The 20,542-nt window shown below is 67.9% G+C and carries 20 protein-coding genes; 14 read left to right on the forward strand and 6 right to left on the reverse strand.

All coding sequences use genetic code 11. From position 1 onward, the window contains the following. The first annotated feature begins 154 nt into the window (after nt 1-154). Nucleotides 155-1,870 carry a sensor histidine kinase gene (locus tag LC068_RS06755; protein ID WP_226635691.1) on the forward strand — a complete coding sequence of 572 codons (1,716 nt, stop codon included), beginning with the start codon at nt 155-157 and terminating at the stop codon, nt 1,868-1,870. Here LC068_RS06755 and LC068_RS06760 read toward each other — a convergent pair. After that, nucleotides 1,867-2,727 (reverse strand): hypothetical protein, encoded by an 861-nt coding sequence (locus LC068_RS06760; protein ID WP_226635693.1) that lies wholly within the window; start codon nt 2,725-2,727, stop codon nt 1,867-1,869. The two genes, LC068_RS06755 and LC068_RS06760, sit on opposite strands and share 4 nt — an antisense overlap. A 56-nt stretch (nt 2,728-2,783) precedes the next feature. Here LC068_RS06760 and LC068_RS06765 point away from each other — a divergent pair, with 56 nt between their 5' ends. From LC068_RS06765 to LC068_RS06780, 4 genes are all read left to right on the forward strand, one after another. Continuing rightward, a complete protein-coding gene (locus LC068_RS06765; RefSeq protein ID WP_226635695.1) occupies nt 2,784-3,110 on the forward strand; it encodes a DUF1491 family protein in 327 nt (108 codons plus the stop codon). Between the two features lie 87 nt (nt 3,111-3,197). Then, nucleotides 3,198-3,605: a hypothetical protein gene (locus LC068_RS06770; RefSeq protein WP_226635697.1), complete on the forward strand. Its 408-nt coding sequence runs from the start codon at nt 3,198-3,200 to the stop codon at nt 3,603-3,605. Nucleotides 3,606-3,681: 76 nt separating this feature from the next. Beyond that, nucleotides 3,682-5,199: a tetratricopeptide repeat protein gene (locus LC068_RS06775; RefSeq protein WP_226635699.1), complete on the forward strand. Its 1,518-nt coding sequence runs from the start codon at nt 3,682-3,684 to the stop codon at nt 5,197-5,199. A gap of 44 nt (nt 5,200-5,243) precedes the next feature. Further along, complete coding sequence (locus LC068_RS06780) at nt 5,244-6,887, forward strand: peptide chain release factor 3 (protein ID WP_226635701.1); 1,644 nt, start codon at nt 5,244-5,246, stop codon at nt 6,885-6,887. On the opposite strand, the gene LC068_RS06785 is transcribed toward LC068_RS06780, so the two are convergent. Both LC068_RS06785 and LC068_RS06790 read right to left on the reverse strand, forming a co-directional pair. Next, nucleotides 6,884-8,293, reverse strand: coding sequence for a hypothetical protein (locus LC068_RS06785; RefSeq protein WP_226635703.1), 1,410 nt, complete (start codon nt 8,291-8,293; stop codon nt 6,884-6,886). The genes LC068_RS06780 and LC068_RS06785 overlap by 4 nt on opposite strands. Before the next feature lie 137 nt (nt 8,294-8,430). After that, the gene (locus LC068_RS06790) at nt 8,431-8,964 is read right to left on the reverse strand and encodes a hypothetical protein (protein ID WP_226635705.1); all 534 of its coding nucleotides are present in this window, start codon (nt 8,962-8,964) and stop codon (nt 8,431-8,433) included. 187 nt (nt 8,965-9,151) lie between these two features. On the opposite strand from LC068_RS06790, the gene LC068_RS06795 reads away from it, so the two are divergent. Both LC068_RS06795 and LC068_RS06800 read left to right on the forward strand, forming a co-directional pair. Beyond that, nucleotides 9,152-9,661: a YbjN domain-containing protein gene (locus tag LC068_RS06795; RefSeq protein ID WP_226635707.1), complete on the forward strand. Its 510-nt coding sequence runs from the start codon at nt 9,152-9,154 to the stop codon at nt 9,659-9,661. Nucleotides 9,662-9,766: 105 nt separating this feature from the next. Further along, nucleotides 9,767-11,026 carry a hypothetical protein gene (locus LC068_RS06800; protein WP_226635709.1) on the forward strand — a complete coding sequence of 420 codons (1,260 nt, stop codon included), beginning with the start codon at nt 9,767-9,769 and terminating at the stop codon, nt 11,024-11,026. Here LC068_RS06800 and cysQ read toward each other — a convergent pair. Then, nucleotides 11,023-11,802, reverse strand: coding sequence for a 3'(2'),5'-bisphosphate nucleotidase CysQ (cysQ, locus tag LC068_RS06805; RefSeq protein ID WP_226635711.1), 780 nt, complete (start codon nt 11,800-11,802; stop codon nt 11,023-11,025). The genes LC068_RS06800 and cysQ overlap by 4 nt on opposite strands. A gap of 89 nt (nt 11,803-11,891) precedes the next feature. Between cysQ and chpT the strand changes: the two genes are divergently transcribed. From chpT to LC068_RS06825, 4 genes are all read left to right on the forward strand, one after another. Beyond that, nucleotides 11,892-12,587 (forward strand): histidine phosphotransferase ChpT, encoded by a 696-nt coding sequence (gene chpT / locus LC068_RS06810; RefSeq protein WP_226635713.1) that lies wholly within the window; start codon nt 11,892-11,894, stop codon nt 12,585-12,587. Between the two features lie 91 nt (nt 12,588-12,678). Further along, nucleotides 12,679-13,050 carry a response regulator gene (locus LC068_RS06815; protein WP_209118359.1) on the forward strand — a complete coding sequence of 124 codons (372 nt, stop codon included), beginning with the start codon at nt 12,679-12,681 and terminating at the stop codon, nt 13,048-13,050. A 33-nt stretch (nt 13,051-13,083) separates the two neighbouring features. Then, entirely contained in the window at nt 13,084-13,908 is an 825-nt protein-coding gene (locus tag LC068_RS06820) for a CheR family methyltransferase (RefSeq protein WP_209118357.1), read from the forward strand. A gap of 65 nt (nt 13,909-13,973) precedes the next feature. Then, nucleotides 13,974-15,896: a M20/M25/M40 family metallo-hydrolase gene (locus LC068_RS06825; RefSeq protein WP_226635714.1), complete on the forward strand. Its 1,923-nt coding sequence runs from the start codon at nt 13,974-13,976 to the stop codon at nt 15,894-15,896. Between the two features lie 2 nt (nt 15,897-15,898). Here LC068_RS06825 and LC068_RS06830 read toward each other — a convergent pair whose 3' ends face one another. Beyond that, nucleotides 15,899-17,446: a bifunctional GNAT family N-acetyltransferase/carbon-nitrogen hydrolase family protein gene (locus tag LC068_RS06830; RefSeq protein WP_226635715.1), complete on the reverse strand. Its 1,548-nt coding sequence runs from the start codon at nt 17,444-17,446 to the stop codon at nt 15,899-15,901. 163 nt (nt 17,447-17,609) lie between these two features. Here LC068_RS06830 and LC068_RS06835 point away from each other — a divergent pair, with 163 nt between their 5' ends. From LC068_RS06835 to LC068_RS06845, 3 genes are all read left to right on the forward strand, one after another. After that, nucleotides 17,610-17,783: a DUF1328 domain-containing protein gene (locus LC068_RS06835; RefSeq protein ID WP_209118351.1), complete on the forward strand. Its 174-nt coding sequence runs from the start codon at nt 17,610-17,612 to the stop codon at nt 17,781-17,783. An 823-nt stretch (nt 17,784-18,606) separates the two neighbouring features. Further along, the gene (gene recA, locus LC068_RS06840; protein WP_226635716.1) at nt 18,607-19,686 is read left to right on the forward strand and encodes a recombinase RecA; all 1,080 of its coding nucleotides are present in this window, start codon (nt 18,607-18,609) and stop codon (nt 19,684-19,686) included. 195 nt (nt 19,687-19,881) lie between these two features. Next, the gene (locus LC068_RS06845) at nt 19,882-20,151 is read left to right on the forward strand and encodes a hypothetical protein (protein WP_226635717.1); all 270 of its coding nucleotides are present in this window, start codon (nt 19,882-19,884) and stop codon (nt 20,149-20,151) included. On the opposite strand, the gene LC068_RS06850 is transcribed toward LC068_RS06845, so the two are convergent. Beyond that, complete coding sequence (locus LC068_RS06850; RefSeq protein WP_226635718.1) at nt 20,126-20,494, reverse strand: thiol-disulfide oxidoreductase DCC family protein; 369 nt, start codon at nt 20,492-20,494, stop codon at nt 20,126-20,128. The two genes, LC068_RS06845 and LC068_RS06850, sit on opposite strands and share 26 nt — an antisense overlap. Nucleotides 20,495-20,542 lie beyond the last annotated feature (48 nt).

Raw genomic sequence — 20,542 nt, forward strand, 5'->3', positions numbered from 1 at the left:
TTAATCGTTAACGGATCGTTGTTCCCCAGAATTCGACGCCCGTCCCCGGTCCGGCAATCCCCTGAGACGGGAGCGTCCTCGCAGCGACTCGCGCCGCCCGGTAGGCTGGAGGTGCCGGACCCCGGCCTGTTCTGTTCACCCTGTCGGACCTCCCTTGCAACCCATCCCCGCCCCGACCCGGACCGATCGCCGCCCGCGCGATCTGCCCGCCCTGACCGCCTCGCACGCGGCCTGGGCGGTAGGTACGGCGCTGGCCGCGCTGGCGCTCCGGGCGATCGAGCCGGGCCCGGGGCTGAGCGGCCCGGCCTTTTTCGGCATGCTGGCCATGGCGGTTCCCGGACTGGCCGGCCTGACCCTGCTGTGGCGCGATGGGGCGCGGGCGCGTCTGGCCACCCTCGGCATCTGGAGTCTGGCCTCGGCCATTACCGCCCTGTTGTCGGGGGGCGTGGGCGGCAGCCTGTCCGGCTATCTGCTGATGCCGGTCGCGGCCGGCCTGTTGCTGGGCGCGGGACACCGCGGCGGCCTGCGTCTGGCCTTGCTGGGCACGGCCGCCTCGGGGCTGACGGCCCTGATCGGCATGGCCGCCGCCCTGATGGGGGACGCCGGCGTCGCCCTGCCCTTCACCGCTGCCTTCACGGCGCTGTCGGCCGCAGGCGCCATGGCGGTCGCCCTGAAGCTGGCATGGGAACGGCGCGAGGAGGCTCTGGTCGAGGCGCAGGCCGCGGTTGACCGGGTCGAGGCCGTCCTGTCGTCCCAGCCGGGCCTGACGCTGATCCTCGACCCCAACGCCCGCATCCTCGCGGCCTATGGAGTGCCGCCGATCTCCCTGCCCGTCGCGCCCCTGCTGGCGGACGGGCTGATCGCCGCCATCCACGCGCCCGATCGCCAGAGCCTGACCACCGCCCTTCAGTCGGCCGCCAACGGGGGCGAGGTTCAAGTCCGGCTGACACCCCGCACCGCGCTGGACCGCCGGGTCGCCCTGCTGGTTCGCCGGATGGACAGCCCCGACGGCGAGCCACGCCTGATCGCCCAGGCCTTTGACGCGACCGAGGCCCATGTGCGCGAGGTCGCCCTCGACACCGCCCGGGCCGAGGCCGAGGCGACCAGCCGGTCCAAGTCGCGCTTCCTTGCCACCATGAGCCATGAGCTGCGCACGCCGCTGAACGCCGTGCTCGGGTTCGCCGACATCATGCGCCAGAAGCTGTTCGGGCCCCTGCCGGATCGCTACGCCGACTATGCCGAGTCGATCCATTCGGCGGGCGGGCACCTGCTGGACCTGATCAATGACGTCCTCGACGTCTCCAAGATCGAGGCCGAGCGCTATCAGCTCAGCCTTGAGCGGTTCGACGCGCGCGAAGTGCTGTCGGACGCCATGGCCCTGGTGCGACCTCAGGCGGACGAGGGTGCCGTGCACCTGTCGGCCGTGCTGCCTGCCGTGCCCCTGCCGGTCGATGCGGACCGCCGCGCGCTCAAGCAGATCGCGCTGAACCTGCTGTCGAATGCGGTGAAGTTCACGCCGGCCGAAGGCTCGGTGACCGTGACCGTCGAGGGCGTAGGCCCCTATCTGGAGCTGATCGTGGCCGACACCGGCACCGGTATCGCACCCGAGGACCTGAAGCGTCTGGGCCGCCCGTTCGAGCAGGCCGGCGGCGGCGAGCAGCGCGCGCAAGGTACGGGTCTGGGCCTGTCGCTGGCGCGGGCGCTCAGCGAACTGCATGGCGGGCGTCTGTCGATCGAGAGCACCCTTGGCGAGGGCACGGCCGTCACCGTGCGCCTGCCGGTCCACCGGATCGGGGCGACCGAGGCCGAGCATGCGGGGGCCGAGATCATCGCCTTTGCGCCCGCGGCGTCGCAGACGCTGGACAGCTAGAGCGGCCCCATCTCCAGGAAGGCGCGCCCGGCGGCGATGTCGCCGACCTCGAACGGAACGCGGGCGACGCTGCCGTCACGGAACAGGAATTCGACCCAGAAGCTCTCGCGCGGGTCCAGGGCTTCCAGCTCAAGACCCAGCCGCGCCGGGAACAGCCAGGCTTCTCCCGCCTTGCGGTCGGGTGCCAGCAGCATGCGGGACGCCGGCGCCTGCGACATGGCCATAACCGCCCGGCGGGAGGGCGTGGGCGGCAAGGCGCCAGCCTGACCCAGCCAGGGGCGCGCCAGCACGCCGGTGTCGCGCATCACGACCCGCGCGGCATAGGGGCGCGACCGTCCGACAAAGGACACCACCGCCTTCATCGGCATGCCGGTACCGGTCTGGCCGAAGGTGACGGGCGAGGCCCCGATCCGCGAAGCCTGGCTCAGCGCCCAGGTCTCCTGCGAATAGGCGCGCCGGTCGGCCAGCCAGGGCTGTTCCAGCCCCGGGAAGGTCAGGGCCGGCATGCGCCGCCAGCCGTCAAAGGCCATTTCAACCCGGTCGGCCACCATGGTCAGTTCGGGGTCGTCGCAGGCAACGTTTGCGGCGCGGGCCTCGGCGCGACGGGCTGTGGCCGTGACCTGGGAGGGATCCTCTCCGGCGCGCAGCGCGGCACTTCGGGCCTGACGCGTCGATACGGTCAGGGCCGCGCCCAGCTCATCGCTGAACAGACCGCACCGCTCGTGGGCTGCGAGCACGAAGCTGCGCTCGTAATAGGGCACGGTCCCCCCGGCCAGGGCGGGCCCGGCGGCGGTCAGCAGGGCACCGGCCACAGCCAGGGCTGTGCTCAGGCGACCAGTCTTTCCTTCCCTCGACATGATGCACAGCCTAAGGACCAGACCTTCCCGCCGCGTTTCAAAGCAGGGTTATCGAATTGCTTCTCGCCACCGATGTCTGGGTCGGAGCCCTGATCCGCCGGGCCCAGCTGGGTGGCGCCTTCGCCACCGTTGCGCGCAAGGGCGACGAGCGCGCGGGGGCGGTGCTGGTCAAGGTCTATGAAAGCGCCACCCGCACGGCCCGCCTCTATTCCGAGGCCACCGGCCCGGAGGGCGATCGCCTGTGGATGCAGCCGCTCGACACCCAGGTCGAGAGCGAAATCGACGCCTATATCGAACGACAGGCGCGCTTCGACAGCGACCTCTGGGTGGTCGAGATCGAGGATCGCGACGGCCGCCACTTCCTGACCGAAAAGGTCGCCTGACCGCGTTCGTCTGGTCGTAAATGCTTAACCGCGTTCGGGAACGGAACCTCAAACGCTGGTCGCTAGGGTGCACTCAACGGGGCGATCATGACCCTGGTGATGGTGGGTGTGCCTATGCTGTTTCTTCTGAACGACGTGGTTTTCGATCTGGACGAGGCCTGCCCGGTCACGCCCGCCGATGCGCGCCGTTTCGAGAAGCTGGGCTTTGACTATCTGCTGGAACTGGGCTGCGAACTGTTCGCCGAAGACCCGCTTCTGCATCGCAACGATCCGTCGCGGGCGCGCCGTCTGGCCTGGCTGATCCATGACCGGGGTCCGGACATCAACGCCGCCCTGTTCGCCGCCCCCGAGGCCGGCTGCGACCCGGCGCTGGTCGAGCCGCAGTTCTGCGCCCTGCCCGGCGAGGTTCTGGCCCAGCTCAAGGCCAAATGCGGCAAGGGCCGTGCCGACACCGTGGCCGTCGACCGCGCTGTCTGGGGCCGAATGGCGGCCTGACGGCCTACACCTGCGCTTGCCTGACCCGGTCCCTGCCCGCTAGCGTGGCATGATCCGTTCGGGGGAGCGCCGCTTCATGACCTTTTTCAATCGCCTGGGCCTGGCCCTGTTCGCCGCCCTGCTGCTGGCCGTCAGCGCCGGAGCGGCACCGGCGCGGGCCGACTGGCTCAAGGCCGAGAGCCCGAACTTCATCATCTATTCGGACGGGGGCGAGCGCCCCTTGCGCGAATACGCCATGAAGCTCGAGGTCTATGATCGCTTCCTGCGCATGCGGTTCGGGGTGCCGCTGGACCGACCCGTGGCCCGCAAACTGCCCATCTATCTGGTGCGCCGTCAGCGTGACCTTGAGCAGGTGCGTCCCGGCCTGGGGAATACGATCGCCGGCTTCTACTACCCGGGCGAGGAAGACATCTTTGCCGTGGCGGTGCGGGGCGACGGGGAATTCACCCTGCTGCACGAATACGCGCACCACTTCTTCTTCCAGCATTTCTCGACCTACTACCCCGGCTGGCTGGTCGAAGGTCTGGCCGAATACGTCATGACCGCCCGCATCTGGCCCGACCGCATACAGGTCGGCGCCCATAGCGAAAACCGCGCTTCGTGGCTGATGAACGGCTCCTGGCTGCCACTGGAGGAGTTGCTGACCAATCGCTTCGGCGAGATTGAACACGGTCCGCATCGGCTGACCTACTATCCGGTGGCCTGGCTGCTGACCCACTGGTTCATGAGCTCGCCCGACCGGGTCGTTCAGCTGGAGGCCTACCTCGGCATGATCCGCCAGGGCGTGGACCCCGTCACCGCCATGCAGCAGGCCACCGGCCTCTCGCTGGGCCAGCTTCGCGACACGCTGCGTAGCCATATGTATGGCCGGATCGAGCTGAACACCTACGACATCGACATGCCCGATCTTGAGATCGAGATCACCCGCCTGCCGGCCTCGGCCGACGATCTTCTGCTGCTGGGCCAGCGGCTGAAGATGCCAATGTCGGAGGAGAACCGCGAGGTCGCCCTGCAGGAGGCCCGGCGTCTGGACGGCCGCTATCCCGACGATCCGCTGGCCCTGCTGGTGCTGGGCCATGCGGAACTGCACATCGGCGACCGGGCTGCAGGCGAGGCCGCCTTCACCCGCCTGCTGGAAAGGGACCCCGAGAACGTCGAGGCCCTGCAATTCATGGCCATGGCCCGTTTCGCGGACGCCGAGGACACGCCCGACGACCGCCCCATGCTGATGAACCTTGCGCGCGGCTATCTGGCGACTGCCTACCGAGTCGATCCGGACAACTATCTGACCCTGTTGCTGATTGCCCGGTCGCGGAGCGGGGCGCCGGGCTATCCAAACGCCAATGACCTTGCGACCTGGGAGATGGCCTTCATCGCCGCGCCCCAGCTGTCCGACATTCGACTGGGTGCCGGTCACGCCTTCCTCGCCGCCGGGGACAAGGCAACCGCCATTGCCCTGCTCGAGCCCCTCGCCAATGCCCCGCACGGGGGCGACGGCGCCGAGGCCGCGCAAAAGCTGATCGACGAGGCCAATGGCGTGGTTCGCGCAGAGGAAGAGGAAGGCGATCCGGAGGCCGAGGCCGCGGCAGAATGATCCCGGCGTGACTTCACGGGCGGGACACGCTAACCCCCCGCGCCATGTCGCAAGCCTCCCTCGCCCAGGAAGCGTCCCGCCGCCGGACCTTCGCCATCATCGCCCACCCCGATGCGGGCAAGACCACCCTGACCGAGCATATCCTGCTGGCGGGTGGGGCCATTCGTGCGGCCGGCGCCGTGCGGGCGCGCGGCGAAAACCGCCGGACCCGCTCGGACTGGATGAAGATCGAGAAGGAGCGCGGCATCTCGGTGTCGGCCTCGGTCATGACGTTCGAGCACGACGGCAAGCGGTTCAACCTGCTGGACACGCCGGGCCACGAGGACTTCTCGGAAGACACCTACCGCACCCTGACCGCCGCCGACTGTGCCATCATGGTGCTGGACGCCGCCAAGGGCATCGAGCCGCAGACGCTGAAGCTGTTCGAGGTCTGCCGCCTGCGCGACATTCCGATCATCACCTTCATCAACAAGCTGGACCGTGAGGCCCAGGACCCCATGGCCCTGCTGGACGAGATCGCCAGCCGGTTGCAGCTGGACCCCGCGCCCATCTGGTGGCCGGCCGAGAGCGGCAACCGCTTGCGCGGCATGGTCGAGGTCGCGACCGGCACCTTCCAGCCCTATGCGAGGAAGCCCGCCGGGTCGGCCGATGAGCCGGACCACCCCGAGGCCCTGCCGCTGGATCAGGCCGACCGCTATTTCGAGGGCGTCGAGCACGCCGACCTGAACGACGCGCTGGAACTGGTGCGTGAGGGTTATCCGACCTTTGACGTGAACGCCTTCCTCGAGGGCCATATGACCCCCGTGCTGTGGGGCTCGGCGCTGCGCCACTTCGGTATCGAGGCCCTGCTCAAGGCCATTGGCGACTGGGCGCCGTCGCCCAAGCCGCTCAAGGCCGAAAAGGCCGCCCCGCCCGAGACCCGCAACGCCCCGGCGCCGGAGGACATCACCGTCCTCCCCGGTGACGACCAGGTGACCGGCTTCGTGTTCAAGGTCCAGGCCAATATGGACCCGAACCACCGCGACCGGATCGCCATGTTCCGCATGGCCTCGGGCAGCTTCAAGCGCGGCATGAAGCTGAAGGTGCAGAACACCGGCAAGTCGCTGTCGGTCAATGCGCCCATCATGTTCTTCGCCTCCGACCGGGAACTGGCCGAGGAGGCCCACGCCGGCGACGTCATGGGCATTCCGAACCACGGCGTCCTGCGGGTCGGCGACAGCCTGTCAGAGAGCGGCATGGTCCGCTTCCAGGGCCTGCCCAACTTCGCCCCGGAAATCCTGCAGCGCGTGCGGGTCAAGGATCCGCTCAAGGCCAAGCACCTCAAGAAGGCGCTGGAGGGGCTGGCCGAGGAAGGCGTGACCCAGCTGTTTCGGCCTGAACTTGGCGCGGACTTCATCGTCGGCGCCGTCGGCCAACTGCAGTTCGAGGTGATGGCCGACCGTCTGGGCGAGGAATACGGCCTCGACGTGATTTTCGAGCCCAGCCCTTACGCCGAGGCCCGCTGGATCGCCCCGGCCGAGGGCGGGACAAAGGCCGACATCGAGGACTTCATGGGCAAGTACCGCCCCCAGATGGCCAGCGATATCGACGCCGACCCGGTCTTTCTGGCCAAGTCCAGCTGGGAAACCGGCTATGTCGGCGAGCGCTTCCCCAAGGTCCGCTTCCTGAAGACCAAGGAACGGGGCTAGGGCTCCTGCTGGCTTCCCGCCTCGAACCATCGGAAGGCCTGATCCACGCCGAAGGTCCGGGGCCCGGTCAGGTTGAGACCCGTCGGGATGTCGGCCACGCGGACCTGTCCCTCCGGTGATACCAGGACCGGCATCAATACGCTGCCCACGGCATATGCCGGCTCCGGCTCCAGGTACATGGCGCGGTACTCCGGCTGCAGGGTATCAAGCCAACCCGGATAGGTCTGGTCGAACCAGCCGGAATCCATGGAGCCGGTCACCGGGAAGCGGGTCCGGTAGATCAGGATGGTCGCACCGACCGGGCAAGCCTCGCCCTTGAGTTCGTAGAAATCGGGCAGATCGTTGAAGGCGAAAGTCGTCGAACCGGGAGGGCCATACTGGTAGTAGGGCCCGGCGTCCCCTGCCGCTTCGACAGCGGCATTATAGGCCTCACCTGCGGCGTTCCGGGCGTCATTCGCCTCCACCTCTTCAGGGGGGACCTCCGGGTCCACAGCGAGGTCTGATGCAGAAGTGGCATCGTGTCCAACACCGGAGTCACCCTCGTAACTGAACTGTCCCTCGAAGATGAACCCGGGGTCCCCCCGCAGCACAGTGACCTGTGCCCCTTGCGAAAATCCTCGCACGTCGGGAGCGGTACATTCGTCAATCCGGGCCATGATCAGGCCTTGAAGAGTGGCAAGGAAGTCCTCCACCGGCAGCGTCCGGCGGATATCGAAGGCGGGGTCTTCCCGTCGGGCTCGCAGACGCGCAAGAAGTTCATCGTCTGCAAAGGCCGGTTCCATGGCCATTACGCCGCCTTTGGCATCGCGAAAAACGATATAGGGCAACGCCGGGTGAAACGTGGGCTGGCCGCCGCAGCTGTCGGTACCATCGTGGATATAGAAGGACGCCGGATTGTCCCAGAAGCCCATGCCTCGGTGGCCGCCGGAGGCCACTCCCTGAAGGTAAAACCGGATCCGGATTTCATCCGATAGCGAAAGCAGGGAGACATCGCTGAACCGCTGCCAGCGTTCAGGGTAGTGGTAGTCGTTGACCTCTGAGTACCCGGCGGGATGGCGCATGATCAGGGGAAATGTGCGCTCGGATCGCCCTTTCAGATGCTCCTCCACAAGGGCAGTGAATTCGGTCTGGTTCTCCCGGTCCGGACCGACGCAGCCCTCAATGGCGCCCCAGGCCACCTCGGCCTGGTCAAACCCCAGGACTGCGTAGTCGGGCTCTCTCGCGCAGTCGGGCCGGCCCGACACGTCAACCCGAACCCAGTCGATCGTGGCCGCCGTGTCGACAAGGTCCACAATGGAGGGTCGGAGCATCTCCTCATAGACATTCCAGTCGGCCAAGGTGCAGGCCGCCGCCGGACTTGCAAAGGCACTGAGGGCAGCGCCGGTAGCCAAAATCCAGGACTTCATCGAGAGAGACTCCTGCGCATCGACAGGACAGCATCCTGCCCGCCTATGCACGTGTGCGAAAGCCACCTCTCCAGTCGCAGAGGCGAGAGAGCTGCACCCGCAGCGCATCCTCTTGCATCAAGGGGCGTCACGAACCCCTAGCGCGGGCGGATGTGGAGGGCGTCGGTGAAGAGTTGGCAGCCTGCGGCGACCGCGGTTGCCGCGAGGGCCATCAGCCAGAAAAACAGCGGGTCGCGAAGCGCATCGTCGCAGCCAAGGGCAACCCCCCGGTGATTTTCCGGCAGGGCGAACGCAAGGATCGCCAGGACCAGGAAGACGACAAAGGTGTAGGCCGGGCGCCTGCCGATCCCCACCCTGGTGGGGACTCCAGCGGCGCCCGCGCGCCATATCCTGATGAGGTAGTAGATGGCGCCTCCCGTCACGGAGAGGGCCGCCACGCTCCTCGAAATCATCATACCGGCCTGCTGGCCGTCCGGTACGCAGCTGGCCATAGATCCCGGATACAGCGCAGCCATGCCGGGCCAGACCCAGGACGGGGCCGCGGCCAGCTGCGCGATGATTGACACCGCGAACACGGCTCCCACGACGCAGAGGAACCCGGTCCACTGACCATCCGGACGATAGGTCTGGCGAAGCGCGCGCCCCCTGTTGAAGACCTCTCTGTCGAACATTTCTGGGCCGCCGCCGGGTGACAAAGCTGGGAGCCCGACACTCGCAGTCATCCGTTCACGGGATGCGTGTTTTCTGGGTTAATCGAGCGTTCCGGTGAACGAGCGGGGCTGACGTCGTCAGCCTTCGTCATCTGGTCACCGCCGCCGTCCTCGGTTTAGGATCGCTTCGAACAACGGAGGGATCATCATGCGTTTCGTCATCGCGGTCGTGCTGGCCACCCTGGGCCTGGGACTGGCCTTGCCCGCAGAGGCCCAGAGCCGGCGCGGCACTGAACAGGTCTATTACGCCCTGACGGCCGCGGACGTGCAGACCCTGCTGGACGGCCAGGACTATGAGCAGGTCAAGCAGACCGAGCCGGGCGTCTTCACCATCACGGTCAGCGACGGATTCCTGATGACCGTCGAACAGCGGGTCTGCGAGACGGAGTCCATGCCAGACGGCTGCCTCGGCCTCGCGATGACCGCCAGCTGGAGCTACTCGCCCGAGCAACGCCCGACGCTGGAGACGCTCGCCAACACCTTCAACCGGGAATACAGCATCGCCAAGGTGGTGCTGTACGACAACGGCATCGCCATCGAGCGCTACGTCATCACGGACGGCGGCGTGACCCGCGCCCACATCGAACGCGAGCTATCCGAGTTCCTGGCGATCAGCGACGTTCTGATTGATCGGATGATCGAAGAACTCGGCCTCTGATTTCCTGTCCGGACGCAGCGAACCGCCGCCGCGGCCCCGCGTTTGCTTTGACAGGGTCTACGGCGGGCACTGCGTCCCGCGTCGGGACGATTTGGAGCGTGGCCCATGTTCGAGTTCGGGCGGGATCTCAGGCGGTTGTTCGACGGTCATCAGGCCGATCAGGATCTCGGCTGGCTGGAACTGATCGACGTCGAGGTGCTCCGCGGCGAGGCGCGGCGCCAGACCATCGACGCCGGCCGCACCACCTGTTCGCGTCCCCACCAGGCCTGGCTGCTGGCCGCCGCCCTCTGGCGCGAGCACGCGCGGCGGTCGGGCGCCCCCGACAGCCTGCAGCAGGCGCGGCTGACGGCGCTGGATGCGCGTAAGGCGGCCCGCAACAATGGCGAGCGCGCCGAGGCCGTGATGGCGTTGGCCGAGACCATGGTGCTGAGCTTCGATCTCTATGGCGGGCCTGAGTCCCTGACGCGGGCCCGTTCGCTGATCCAGGACCTGAAGGGCCAGACGGCGCAGGGCGCCTCCTCGGCCCGGCTGGCCGGCATCCATGCCCAGGTCATGGCGCGACTGGCCCGAACCGATCAGGGCGACGGCCTGCAGGCCATGGCCTTCCTCGATCAGGCGGTCCACGAACTGTCACGCCGATCCGGTCCGCTGCTCGACGCCGTCAAGCTGGACCGGGCCTCCCTCACCCTCATGACCGGCATCGAGCAGCGCGACGCGCGTCTGCTGGATCAGGCCGGCCGCGAACTCCGCGATCTTGTCGAGGCCTGTCCGTCCGAGCGGCGCCCCCTGACGCGGGCCCGGGCCCTGGCGATGTGCGGGGCCGGCCTGTCGGCCCTCGCCACCCTTGCAGACAGTGCCGAGGCGCTGGAGCAGGGTCGCGCCCTGTTCGATGCCGCCTGTGACCAGTTCACCGCCGACCACAGCCCGATGGACTGGGCCACCGTCACCCTCGCGCGCTCGATGTCGGTCCCCGGCGCCGCCTGTCTGACGCCCGAGGCCAATCAGGGGCTGGTGCTGGACCAGCTGGTCGCCACCCGCACCCAGCTGGGTCTGGCGTTGGCGGACGAGCGGCTGGACGGCGAAGTGCGTGAGGCCGAGGCGAACGGCGACCTGCTGGCGCTCGACCGGCTGGCGGCGCGGCTGCGCTCGCGACTGGCCATGGACCGCCCGCGTCCGACGGCCTGGGCCGTGGACCAGATCGGCCTTGCGCGGATCGCCCTGGCGCGGGCCCGCCTGCTGGACCGGTCACCCGGTCCGGTACGTCTGGTGCTGGTTGAGGCTTCCGCCGCCGCTCGCGACGAAGGCGCCCTGCTGATCGCGGATCGGGCCGAGCACCTGCTGGGTCACGTGCCCGACGCGGTCTAGCCGCCCATGGCCACGAACGGCCCGTTCATGAAGCCCGGCTTGCCATAGGCGAGGGTCTGGCTATCCGGCCCCAGCACCCTACCGCCTGCGGCCTCCAGAACCGCCTGACCGGCGGCCGTGTCCCATTCCGACGTCGGGCCCGTGCGCGGATAGACGTCGAAACGGCCCTCGGCGATCAGACAGAATTTCAGCGAGGAATCCATGCCGGTCCAGGCCGCGCATCCGTGCCGGGCCGACAGGGCCTCGGCCTCCTCGTCCTTGAGGCTGTGGCTCAAAAGCGCCTGGGCTGCGTCGGGCCGGTTGCGCACCTGAATGGTCTGCCACGCCTCGCCGAAGCGGCGACGGCGGGCTCCCGAGGCATCGCCGACCCAGGTCAGGCCCGTGGCAGGGGCGGACACGACACCCGCCACCACCCGACCGGCCTCGACCAGGGCGATGTTGACGCTGAAGCTCTCGCCGCCCCGGACGAACCCCTTGGTCCCGTCGAGGGGATCGATCAGCCAGAAGCAGTCTGCCGCCGCCTCGGGCCGACCCCCGGCCTCGCAGGCCTCCTCGGCCACCGCCGGCACGCCGGGGTACAGGTCGGCTAGCCGGGCCAGGATCAGGGCCTCGGCCTCACGGTCGGCCAGGGTGACGGGGCTGTCGTCCGCCTTGGTCATCACCTCGGCATCGGCGCGCCAGTAGGGCAGGATCACAGCCGAGGCCGCCTCGGCCAGGTCAGAGAGGGTGGCGATCAGGCGCCCGCTGTCGAAATCAGCCTTGAGGGAATCGTGCATGGGGCGGGTGATAGACGATCCGGGCGGTTTCCCGAACCGGCAAATCAGGTCAGCCTGTCGCGCGACCTGATCCGGAGTTTGCGCAGCCCATGACGACCCCCGCCTTCGCCACCCCGTCCGCGGATCCCTCCGGGGCGGTCACCGACCGGGACGAGACCGAACTGGCCACCCAGATCGTCGCCAAGCTGTGCCACGACTTCATCAGCCCGGCGGGGGCCATGAGCTCGGCGCTGGACCTGATGACCGATCCCGACTCGGCCGACATGCACGCCGATGCGCTGGACCTGATGCAACAGAGCGCGGCCAAGCTGGTGGCGCTGGTCCGCTACGCCCGCGTGGCCTATGGCGCGGCCACGTCGAACCAGAATTTCTCCGCCGCTGAACTGCAGTCCACGGTCACGGACCTGCTGTCCGGCGGTCGGGCGACCATCGACTGGCAGGTGCCAGACGGTGACTATGCCAAGCCGCACGCCCGCATCCTCGTCAATCTGGCCTATGTTGCGGTCGGCGCCCTGCCGACGGGCGGCACGGCCACGATCTCCGCCCGGCAGGAGGGGGGAGCCCTGATCCTGTCCACGGTCTCGGAAGGGTCGCGCGCCCGCCTGAAACCCGAAGCCATCGAAGGCCTGTCCGGGGCCGAACTGAGCGACGGCCTGCCCGGTCAGTGGATTCAGCCGCACTGGCTGTGGCGTTCGGTTCGGGGCCAGGGCGGTACCCTGAAGGTCACGACCGACGAGGGACGCGTCGAGCTGGTGGTCACCCTGCCGCTGGCAACATCTGGTTAAGAGGTCTTAAGCCCCCTCGCCAACGCCTCGTTAACCGCCGATTTGCGATCATAAGGCCCCCATCCGCCCCGAATCCGAACGGAATCCGATCTTGAGCTCCAGACTGTGTCTGATCGTCGATGACAGCCGCATCATCCGCAAGGTGTCGCGTCGCATCGTCGAGGCTCTGGGCTTCGACGTCGACGAGGCGGCCGACGGGGCCGAGGCCCTGACCTTTTGCACGGGCGCCATGCCCGACGTCATCCTGCTGGACTGGAACATGCCGGTCATGGACGGGCTGACCTTCCTGCGGCGCCTGCGCGCCATGCCGGACGGCGGCAGTCCCAAGGTGCTGTTCTGCACCATCGAGACGGCTGTGGACAGGATCACCGAGGCGCTGGCCGCGGGCGCGGATGACTATGTGATGAAGCCGTTCGACGGCGAGATCCTGCACGCCAAGTTTGCCGAGGTGGGGGCTGTCTGACATGCGCCACCTCCCCCGTCCCCCGGCTCCGACATGAGCCCCGAGGACTTCGACAGACTCCAGACCCTGGTCGCCACGCGCACCGGCAACCGGCTTCGGCGGGACCGGATGAATCTGGCCGAGCACCGGCTGGGCCCTGTGGCGCGCCGGGCCGGGTTCGACAGCGTCGACACCATGCTGGCCACCCTGTGGAGCAAGCCGGTCGCGGGCCTGGCGTGGGATGTGATCGAAAGCCAGCTGAACGGCGAGACCTGGTTCCGGCGCGACCGCGAAGCCTTCCTGACCATGAGCCAGGAACTGTTGCCCGCCCTCTCGCAGGCCCGCCGTGGCCAGACGCTTCGCATCTGGTCGGCGGGCTGTTCGACCGGACAGGAAGCCTGGTCGCTGGCCATGTGCGCGCTCGACCTGAACCTCGACGTCGAGGTGGTCGGCAGCGACCTGAACCGCATCGCCCTGCAGAAGGCCCACAAGGGCGCCTACACCGGCTTCGAGATCCAGCGCGGGCTGGCCGCCGGCACCATGGTGCGCTGGTTCCGGCCGGAGGGCGAGTTGTGGACCGCCGACGACACCCTGAAGCAGGTCGTCCGCTTCGAGCGGCTCAATCTGCTCGATACGCCCTCGGCCGACGATGAAGCGCCCCGCTTCGACGTCATCTTCTGTCGTCATGTATTGATCGGCATGGAGCCGGCGGCCCGGGCCCTGGTGCTGCAGGGACTGGAGCGGCGGCTGGTCGACGACGGCTGCCTTTTCCTGGCGCCCAGCGAAAATCTGAACGGCGAGAGCCTGGCGTTCCGGCCGGTCAGCGGCCGCCGGGGCCTTCATGTGAAATCCCCGACCTTCCTGCAGGACGCGGCCTGATCCGGCTTACACCCGCCCGGAGGCTGCGTTAGGGTCGACCGACAGGCTTCGCTTGGGGGACGACAATGACGGCATGGCATCCGAAATCCCGGGCCTCGGTTCAGCGGGGTCGCCCGGCGCTGGGCCTGCTGATGCTGGCCTGCCTGCTGGTCGGACTGGGGCTGGCAGCCCTGCTGACCCGGACGCCGGCCCCCCGACCCGCAACGGCGGAGGCGACGGCCTTTTCCGCCGGGCGCGCCTTTGCCGATGTCGAGCAACTGGCCCGGTCGCCCCGTCCGCTGGGGACGCCCGCCCACGCCGAGGCGCGGGCGTATCTGCTGACCCGTATGCAGGCGCTGGGCCTCGACCCGGTGGTCATGGAGGGGCCGCTGTCGCCCGGCTCGATCCGGCGTATGGAGCGCTGGGAGCTGTCGCCCGCCGAGGCCGGTTATCAGGCGCGCAATCTGGTCGGTGTCCTGCCTGGCCGCGATCCGGCGGCCGCGCCCATCGTGCTGATGGCCCACTATGACAGTGTGCCGGGATCGCCCGGGGCCGCCGACGATGCCACGGGTGTCGCGGCCGTTCTCGAAGCCGTTCGCGCGATCAAGGCCCGGGGCCAGACCGAACGGCCGCTGATCGTCCTGATCACCGATGCCGAGGAGCTGGGCCTCGACGGCGCCCGCATCTTCTTTGGCGACTATCCCGATCGGGCCCGTATCGGCTTTGTCGTCAACCTTGAGGCGCGGGGCGGGGGTGGGCGCGCCATGATGTTCGAGACCGGCCCCGGCAATGCCGGCAGTGTGGGCCTGCTGGCCGAGGCCGCGCCCGACATCGACGGAGGGGTGACCAGCAATTCGCTGGCGGTGGCGGTCTATCGGCTGATGTCGAACGACACCGACTTTTCGGTGCCGCGTGACCGGGGGCTGGCGGGCCTGAACTTTGCCTTCATCGGTCGGGCGGACCAGTACCACAGCGCCACCTCGACGCCCGAAGCGCTCGACCGCGGCAGCCTGCAGCACATCGGCTCGCAGGCGCTGGAGGTGACCGACCGGCTGCTGAGGGCCGACACCCTGCCCGCCCCCGGCCCCGACCGGGTCTATGCGGACCTGTTCGGGCGGACGATGATCGTCATGGCCGCGCCCTGGGGATGGCTGTTCGTGGTGCTGGCCCATGTGTTTCTGGGCATCGCCATCTTCCGCAGCCGGACCGCGCTGGCGAGCCTGTTGCGCGGGGTGGCCGATGCCCTCGCCTTTCTGGCAGGGGCCTTCGTGCTGGCCCAGGCGGTGCGCCTGCTGGCCGGCCCGATGACCGGGCGGGTGCAGTCGGCGGACGTCTACTACACCCTGCTGGAGCGGCTGCCGTGGATGGAGGTCGCGACGGGTCTGGCGCTGGTGGGGGCCGCGCTGATCACGCTGGCCGGTACGGTCGGGCGGGGGCGTCTGGCGTGGATGGCCGTCGTCGGCCTGATGGGCCTGTTGATCCAGTTGATGTCCGGGTGGCAGCCCGTGAGCGCTGCGATGACGGTCGTGGCCATCGTGGCCGCCATTCCGGTGGCGCCGCCGGCGACCAGTGTCTGGCCGCGCTGGCTGGGCCTGATCACCCTGGTCATGCTGATGGGGACGCTGGCGCAGTTCGTGCTGCCCGAGGCGGCCTTCCTGCTGCTGTGGCCGAGCACCATCGCGGTCGGTGTCGCGGCCCTGGTCGCGGTCATCGACCCGGATCTAAGCCGGGCGCGCATCGCCCTGCTGCCCGCGCTGGCGACCGTGATTGTCGGGCCGTGGCTGCTGGCCATGGCCCACCCGGTGTTCCTCGGCATCGGCATGGACCTGCCAGGCATTCTGGCACTGATCGCCCTCCTCTGGCTCAGCCTTGCGGCGCCGCTGGCGCTGATGACCCCGAACAGTCCGGGCGCCGGCCCGTGGCGCGGGCTGACGGTCGCAGGAGCGGTCCTGATCGTCGCGGCCCTTGCCGTGTCGGGCGCCGGCACAGTGTTCGTGCCGGGCGTCTGAGGTCAGCCGCCGTCGGTCCAGACGGTCTTGTAGAGGTCAAAGCGCCGGTCACGCAGGTTGCGGACCGTGCCCTGCGCCTTGGCCCAGGCCAGGTCGGACAGGTCGAGGTCGGCGACCGTAATGGTCTCGACATTCTCTGACGCCTCGGCGGCGATGCCGTCGCGCGCGAAGGGGAAGTCGCAGGGCGTGAGGATGCAGGACTGGGCGTACTGGACGTCCATGTTCTCGACGTTCGGTAGATTGCCGACATTGCCGGACAGGGCGACGTAGCACTGGTTCTCGATGGCGCGCGCCGCCGAGCAGTAGCGCACCCGCAGATAGCCCTGACGGTTGTCGGTGCAGAAGGGCACGAACAGCATGCGCGCGCCCTCGTCGACCAGCCGCCGGGCCAGTTCGGGAAATTCGGAGTCGTAGCAGATCAGCACCCCGATCGGCCCGCAGTCGGTGTCGATGGCGTGCACCATGTCGCCACCCTTGATGTTCCACCAGTGACGCTCATTCGGGGTCGGGTGGATCTTTTCCTGGGCGTGGACCGAGCCGTCGCGCAGGAAGACATAGGCGACGTTCTGGATGTCGCCGTCGTCGGTCTGGGTCGGGTGCGAACCACCGATGATGTTGATGTTGTATTCGACCGCCATCTTGCGGAGCGCCTCGACGAAGCGCGGCGTGTAGCGGGTCAGGGCCTCGATCGATTCCGCCGGCGTCAGCTTCTTCTTCTCCAGCGACAGCAGCTGGAGGGTGAACAGCTCGGGGAAGACGACGAAGTCGGTGCGATAGTCCGAGGTCACATCGACGAAGTATTCGACGTTCGAGATGAACTCGTCGAAGCTGGAGACCTTGCGGGCCTGCAGCTGGACGGTCGCGATGCGGACGTTCTCCTTGACCGCAAAGGCCGAGCCCTTGCCGCGCTCCTCGACGTAATAGGGGTTGCGCCAGACCATGTGCGCCGCGTGGCCCATGGAGGCGGTGTCCGACGCCAGATAGCCTTTCAGCACGCCGATCGGCTCAAAGCCCGAGCGCAGGTGGAAGCCGATCACCGGATCGTTGGCCTTCCGCGCCGAGACGGCGTCCAGATAGGCTTCTGGCTCGGCATAGGTGGCCTTCTTCCGTGACAGGCCGGGCATGCGCCCGCCGAACACAATGCCCTTCAGATTCTTGGCCTCGCAGAAGTCGCGGCGCGCATCGTACAGGCGCTGGCCGATGCGCAGGCGGCGCCGGTCGGGATCGACGCAGACCTCCATGCCGTAGAACCATTCGCCATGCGGATCGTGACGCGAGGCATAGCCCCCGCCGGTGATCTGCGACCAGGTGTGCTGGCCCATGGCGGTCTTCTCGTCGATGCGGAAGCCGGCGGCATAGCCGACGATGTCGCCCTCGTACTCGACCACGAACTGGCCATCGGGGAAGACGGAGATCTGGCCCCGCAGCATGCCGGTCGTATAGGGCGGCATGGATTTGTAGACCTTGGAAACAAGGGCGGCGATGGCCTCCACGTCAGAGGCACGGGCGTTACGGATATTGAGGACGGCGGGCTTGTTGGTCTTTGTCATGCCCCTTCCAACGCAAAGCTTGGCCATGGGATCACCCGCGCGGCGACTTTTTTCTCGCGGGTGCAGCATCGGGCCGCTGTCCAACCGGCAAGGCCAAATTACCGGAACGACGCCGACGGGGTGGCGTTGCGGTGCTGTTCAGACCTTTTGAAAGGGGCTTTCCATGCTCAAGTGGGCCATCATCTTCGCCGTCGCCGCACTGATCCTCGCCGTTCTGGGATTTGGCGGTCTTGCCGGCGCTTTCGTCGACATCGCCGTCATCCTGTTCTGGCTGGCCGTGATCGTCACCGTCGCCTTCGCCATCCTCGGCATGACGATTTACAAGAAGGCCAAATAGGCACGCCCTGCCGCCTCTCGCCGAAGACGGCGAGAGGTGGAGGGCAGGCGGAGCGCCGGGCCTTCGCCCGGATGAGTTAGCGTTTTTACCGTTTCGACGAAGACCGACGCTCCGCGCGGTGGTTTTCCGGAAGCTTGCGTCGGGTGGCGGTGTTATCGCCTTACCGCAGCGCCCCCGGCGGGCGGGCTGAACCTGCATTCAGTCCCGGAACGGCCGAGTATCCCCCTCGACCCTTGCCCCGATCCCGCACCCGGAGGCGGAGATAGGGGGTGCTCAGGCCCTGAAGCCTGATCCCGCTCCATCGCTCCCGCCGCTCACAAGGTCGCAGGCCTTACGAGCCCTCCGTGCGACGGGACCCGGGGAGGTTTGCACAGGCCCGGGCTGAGGCGGGGAAGTCGGGGTGAGAAACGGTGGGGGCTTTGAACGGGCGGGGGAATTCCGGGGCTCCTGTGATGGCTGAGGGCATCGGGTCAGCGATCCTTCTCCCCTCGGGGGAGAAGGTGGGCCGCGAGAGCGGCCCGGATGAGGGGGCGGTTGAGAGCAAACGCCCACGCTTTCGGTACCGTGTCAGGCATCCCCTTCATCCGTCAGGCTCCGCCTGACACCTTCTCCCCCGGTGGGGAGAAGGACAAGGGGGCGGCTGCCCGAGCCATTTAACTCCCTACGTCAATCCCGGTCGCACCTGCCAAAAAGAACATATTGGCAACCGGAACAAAACATGCACATATGCCGGTCACCGGGAGCGGGCCGGGGGCGGACATCTGCCCCTGTGGCGGGTCTCTCCCGAAGTCGGATGGGAATCATGGCAAGGGAGTCGAAGGCAATGGCACAGGCGGCATTGAAATTGGTGGGTAAGGACGACGGCGACAAGGCGCGGGCTCTGGAAGCCGCGCTGGCCCAGATTGACCGGGCCTTCGGCAAGGGCTCGGTGATGAAGCTGGGCAAGGGTGGCGTGGTGACTGAGATCGAGTCGATCTCGACCGGTTCGCTGGGCCTCGACATGGCGCTGGGCATCGGCGGCCTGCCGAAGGGCCGCGTGATCGAGGTGTTCGGGCCGGAAAGCTCGGGCAAGACCACCCTGGCCCTGCATACGGTCGCGGAAATCCAGAAAGCCGGCGGCGTCGCCGCCTTCGTCGATGCGGAACATGCGCTGGACCCGGTCTATGCCCAGAAGCTGGGTGTGAACCTGGACGATCTGCTGGTCAGCCAGCCGGACGCCGGCGAACAGGCCCTGGAGATCACCGACACCCTGGTGCGCTCGGGCGCGGTGGACATTGTGGTGGTCGACTCGGTCGCCGCCCTGACGCCCCGGGCCGAGATCGAGGGCGAGATGGGCGACAGCCTGCCGGGCCTTCAGGCGCGCCTGATGAGCCAGGCGCTGCGCAAGCTGACGGCCTCGATCAACAAGTCGAAATGCATCGTGCTGTTCATCAACCAGATCCGTCACAAGATCGGGGTGATGTATGGCTCGCCCGAGACGACCACGGGCGGCAATGCGCTGAAATTCTACGCCTCCGTACGGCTGGACATCCGCCGGACCGGCGCCATCAAGAACCGCGACGAAGTGGTCGGCAACACCACCCGGGTGAAGGTGGTCAAGAACAAGGTGGCCCCGCCGTTCCGCGAGGTGATCTTCGACATCATGTATGGCGAGGGCATCTCGAAGCTGGGCGAGATCATCGATCTGGGCGTCAAGGCCGGGGTGATCGAGAAGGCCGGCAGCTGGTTCTCCTATGACAGCCAGCGCATCGGTCAGGGCCGCGAGAATGTGCGCGAGTTCCTGAAGGCCAACCCCGATGTGGCCGACGCCATCGAAAAGGCCGTGCGGCAGTCGACCCAGAAGATCGAGGAAAAACTGCTGGGCACGCCCGAACCCGACGAGGGGCAGGACCTGGAGGGCTGATCGCCCTCCCCGCCCCAGGCCTCGCTACAGACTTCCCCGGTCGGGTCCCTCGCGACCCGCCACCGACCCCGCGACCCCGTCCGGGGAAAAGAGGCCGCTCGACCCCCCGGTCGGGCGGCTTCGTCGCGTGTTGTGAACAGGGATCGAAGGCCGCAATATCCGGCCATGTGTCCCAGGTCCCGCTACGATGCCCTGATGAACGAACTCCGCGTTGGCCTCGGCTGGTGCGGAGGGACGGTGAACGGCGAACCGCGCCACCTTAAGGACTACATCCCTGATCACGGCCCGGTCACCGCCGAGCAATTCGTCGACTGGCTGCTGGAGGCCGAGGGCTTGAACGACGCCTCAGTCTATCCTGAGCGATACAGGAAATGGCATCGCGAACTGACGGAGGTTTTCATCCGCCACATGGGAGCCTCAACCGTCGACGCCACCGAACTCAGGTCCGGGACGGGGGCGCCCTGAACCACTGCTGCAACCTTGGGCGGACCTTGAGGAAGCGCGCATACAGGGCCTCAAGCAGGGCCAGAACGTTCCGGTTCCGGGCCATCAGGCCAAGGGGCCTGAGGAGCGGGATGGCGCGCCACATGGCAGCAAAGGCCGCGGCGCCGGACAGGATCTGACCATCCTCACGCACATGAAAGCGGGACAGCAGCTCGGCCGGATCGAGCGGACAGGCCTCGGCCGCGCCCGGTTCAGCGACATCGATAAAGGTCAGGGCCCCGCGCCGGTCCAGACGGCGCATCAGGCCGATCTCGCGCCGACACAGGGGACAGGCCCCGTCATACCAGACCACCACCTCGTTCATGGCCTGACCCTAGCCCTCTCCCGGCCGGGCGTCGCCCGCCGCAATGTC

It is taken from the genome of Brevundimonas poindexterae, from assembly GCF_020524625.1.
Taxonomy (GTDB): domain Bacteria; phylum Pseudomonadota; class Alphaproteobacteria; order Caulobacterales; family Caulobacteraceae; genus Brevundimonas; species Brevundimonas poindexterae_A.

Coding starts and splice junctions, on each gene's coding strand:
- LC068_RS06835 (WP_209118351.1), top strand. CDS start 17,610: ATGCTCAAGTGGGCCATCATCTTCGCCGTCGCCGCACTGATCCTCGCC.
- cysQ (WP_226635711.1), bottom strand. CDS start 11,802: ATGCACGATTCCCTCAAGGCTGATTTCGACAGCGGGCGCCTGATCGCC.
- LC068_RS06800 (WP_226635709.1), top strand. CDS start 9,767: ATGTTCGAGTTCGGGCGGGATCTCAGGCGGTTGTTCGACGGTCATCAG.
- LC068_RS06760 (WP_226635693.1), bottom strand. CDS start 2,727: ATGTCGAGGGAAGGAAAGACTGGTCGCCTGAGCACAGCCCTGGCTGTG.
- LC068_RS06820 (WP_209118357.1), top strand. CDS start 13,084: ATGAGCCCCGAGGACTTCGACAGACTCCAGACCCTGGTCGCCACGCGC.
- LC068_RS06850 (WP_226635718.1), bottom strand. CDS start 20,494: ATGAACGAGGTGGTGGTCTGGTATGACGGGGCCTGTCCCCTGTGTCGG.
- LC068_RS06825 (WP_226635714.1), top strand. CDS start 13,974: ATGACGGCATGGCATCCGAAATCCCGGGCCTCGGTTCAGCGGGGTCGC.
- LC068_RS06830 (WP_226635715.1), bottom strand. CDS start 17,446: ATGACAAAGACCAACAAGCCCGCCGTCCTCAATATCCGTAACGCCCGT.
- LC068_RS06780 (WP_226635701.1), top strand. CDS start 5,244: ATGTCGCAAGCCTCCCTCGCCCAGGAAGCGTCCCGCCGCCGGACCTTC.
- LC068_RS06795 (WP_226635707.1), top strand. CDS start 9,152: ATGCGTTTCGTCATCGCGGTCGTGCTGGCCACCCTGGGCCTGGGACTG.
- LC068_RS06845 (WP_226635717.1), top strand. CDS start 19,882: ATGAACGAACTCCGCGTTGGCCTCGGCTGGTGCGGAGGGACGGTGAAC.
- LC068_RS06770 (WP_226635697.1), top strand. CDS start 3,198: ATGACCCTGGTGATGGTGGGTGTGCCTATGCTGTTTCTTCTGAACGAC.
- LC068_RS06790 (WP_226635705.1), bottom strand. CDS start 8,964: ATGTTCGACAGAGAGGTCTTCAACAGGGGGCGCGCGCTTCGCCAGACC.
- LC068_RS06785 (WP_226635703.1), bottom strand. CDS start 8,293: ATGAAGTCCTGGATTTTGGCTACCGGCGCTGCCCTCAGTGCCTTTGCA.
- LC068_RS06775 (WP_226635699.1), top strand. CDS start 3,682: ATGACCTTTTTCAATCGCCTGGGCCTGGCCCTGTTCGCCGCCCTGCTG.
- recA (WP_226635716.1), top strand. CDS start 18,607: ATGGCACAGGCGGCATTGAAATTGGTGGGTAAGGACGACGGCGACAAG.
- chpT (WP_226635713.1), top strand. CDS start 11,892: ATGACGACCCCCGCCTTCGCCACCCCGTCCGCGGATCCCTCCGGGGCG.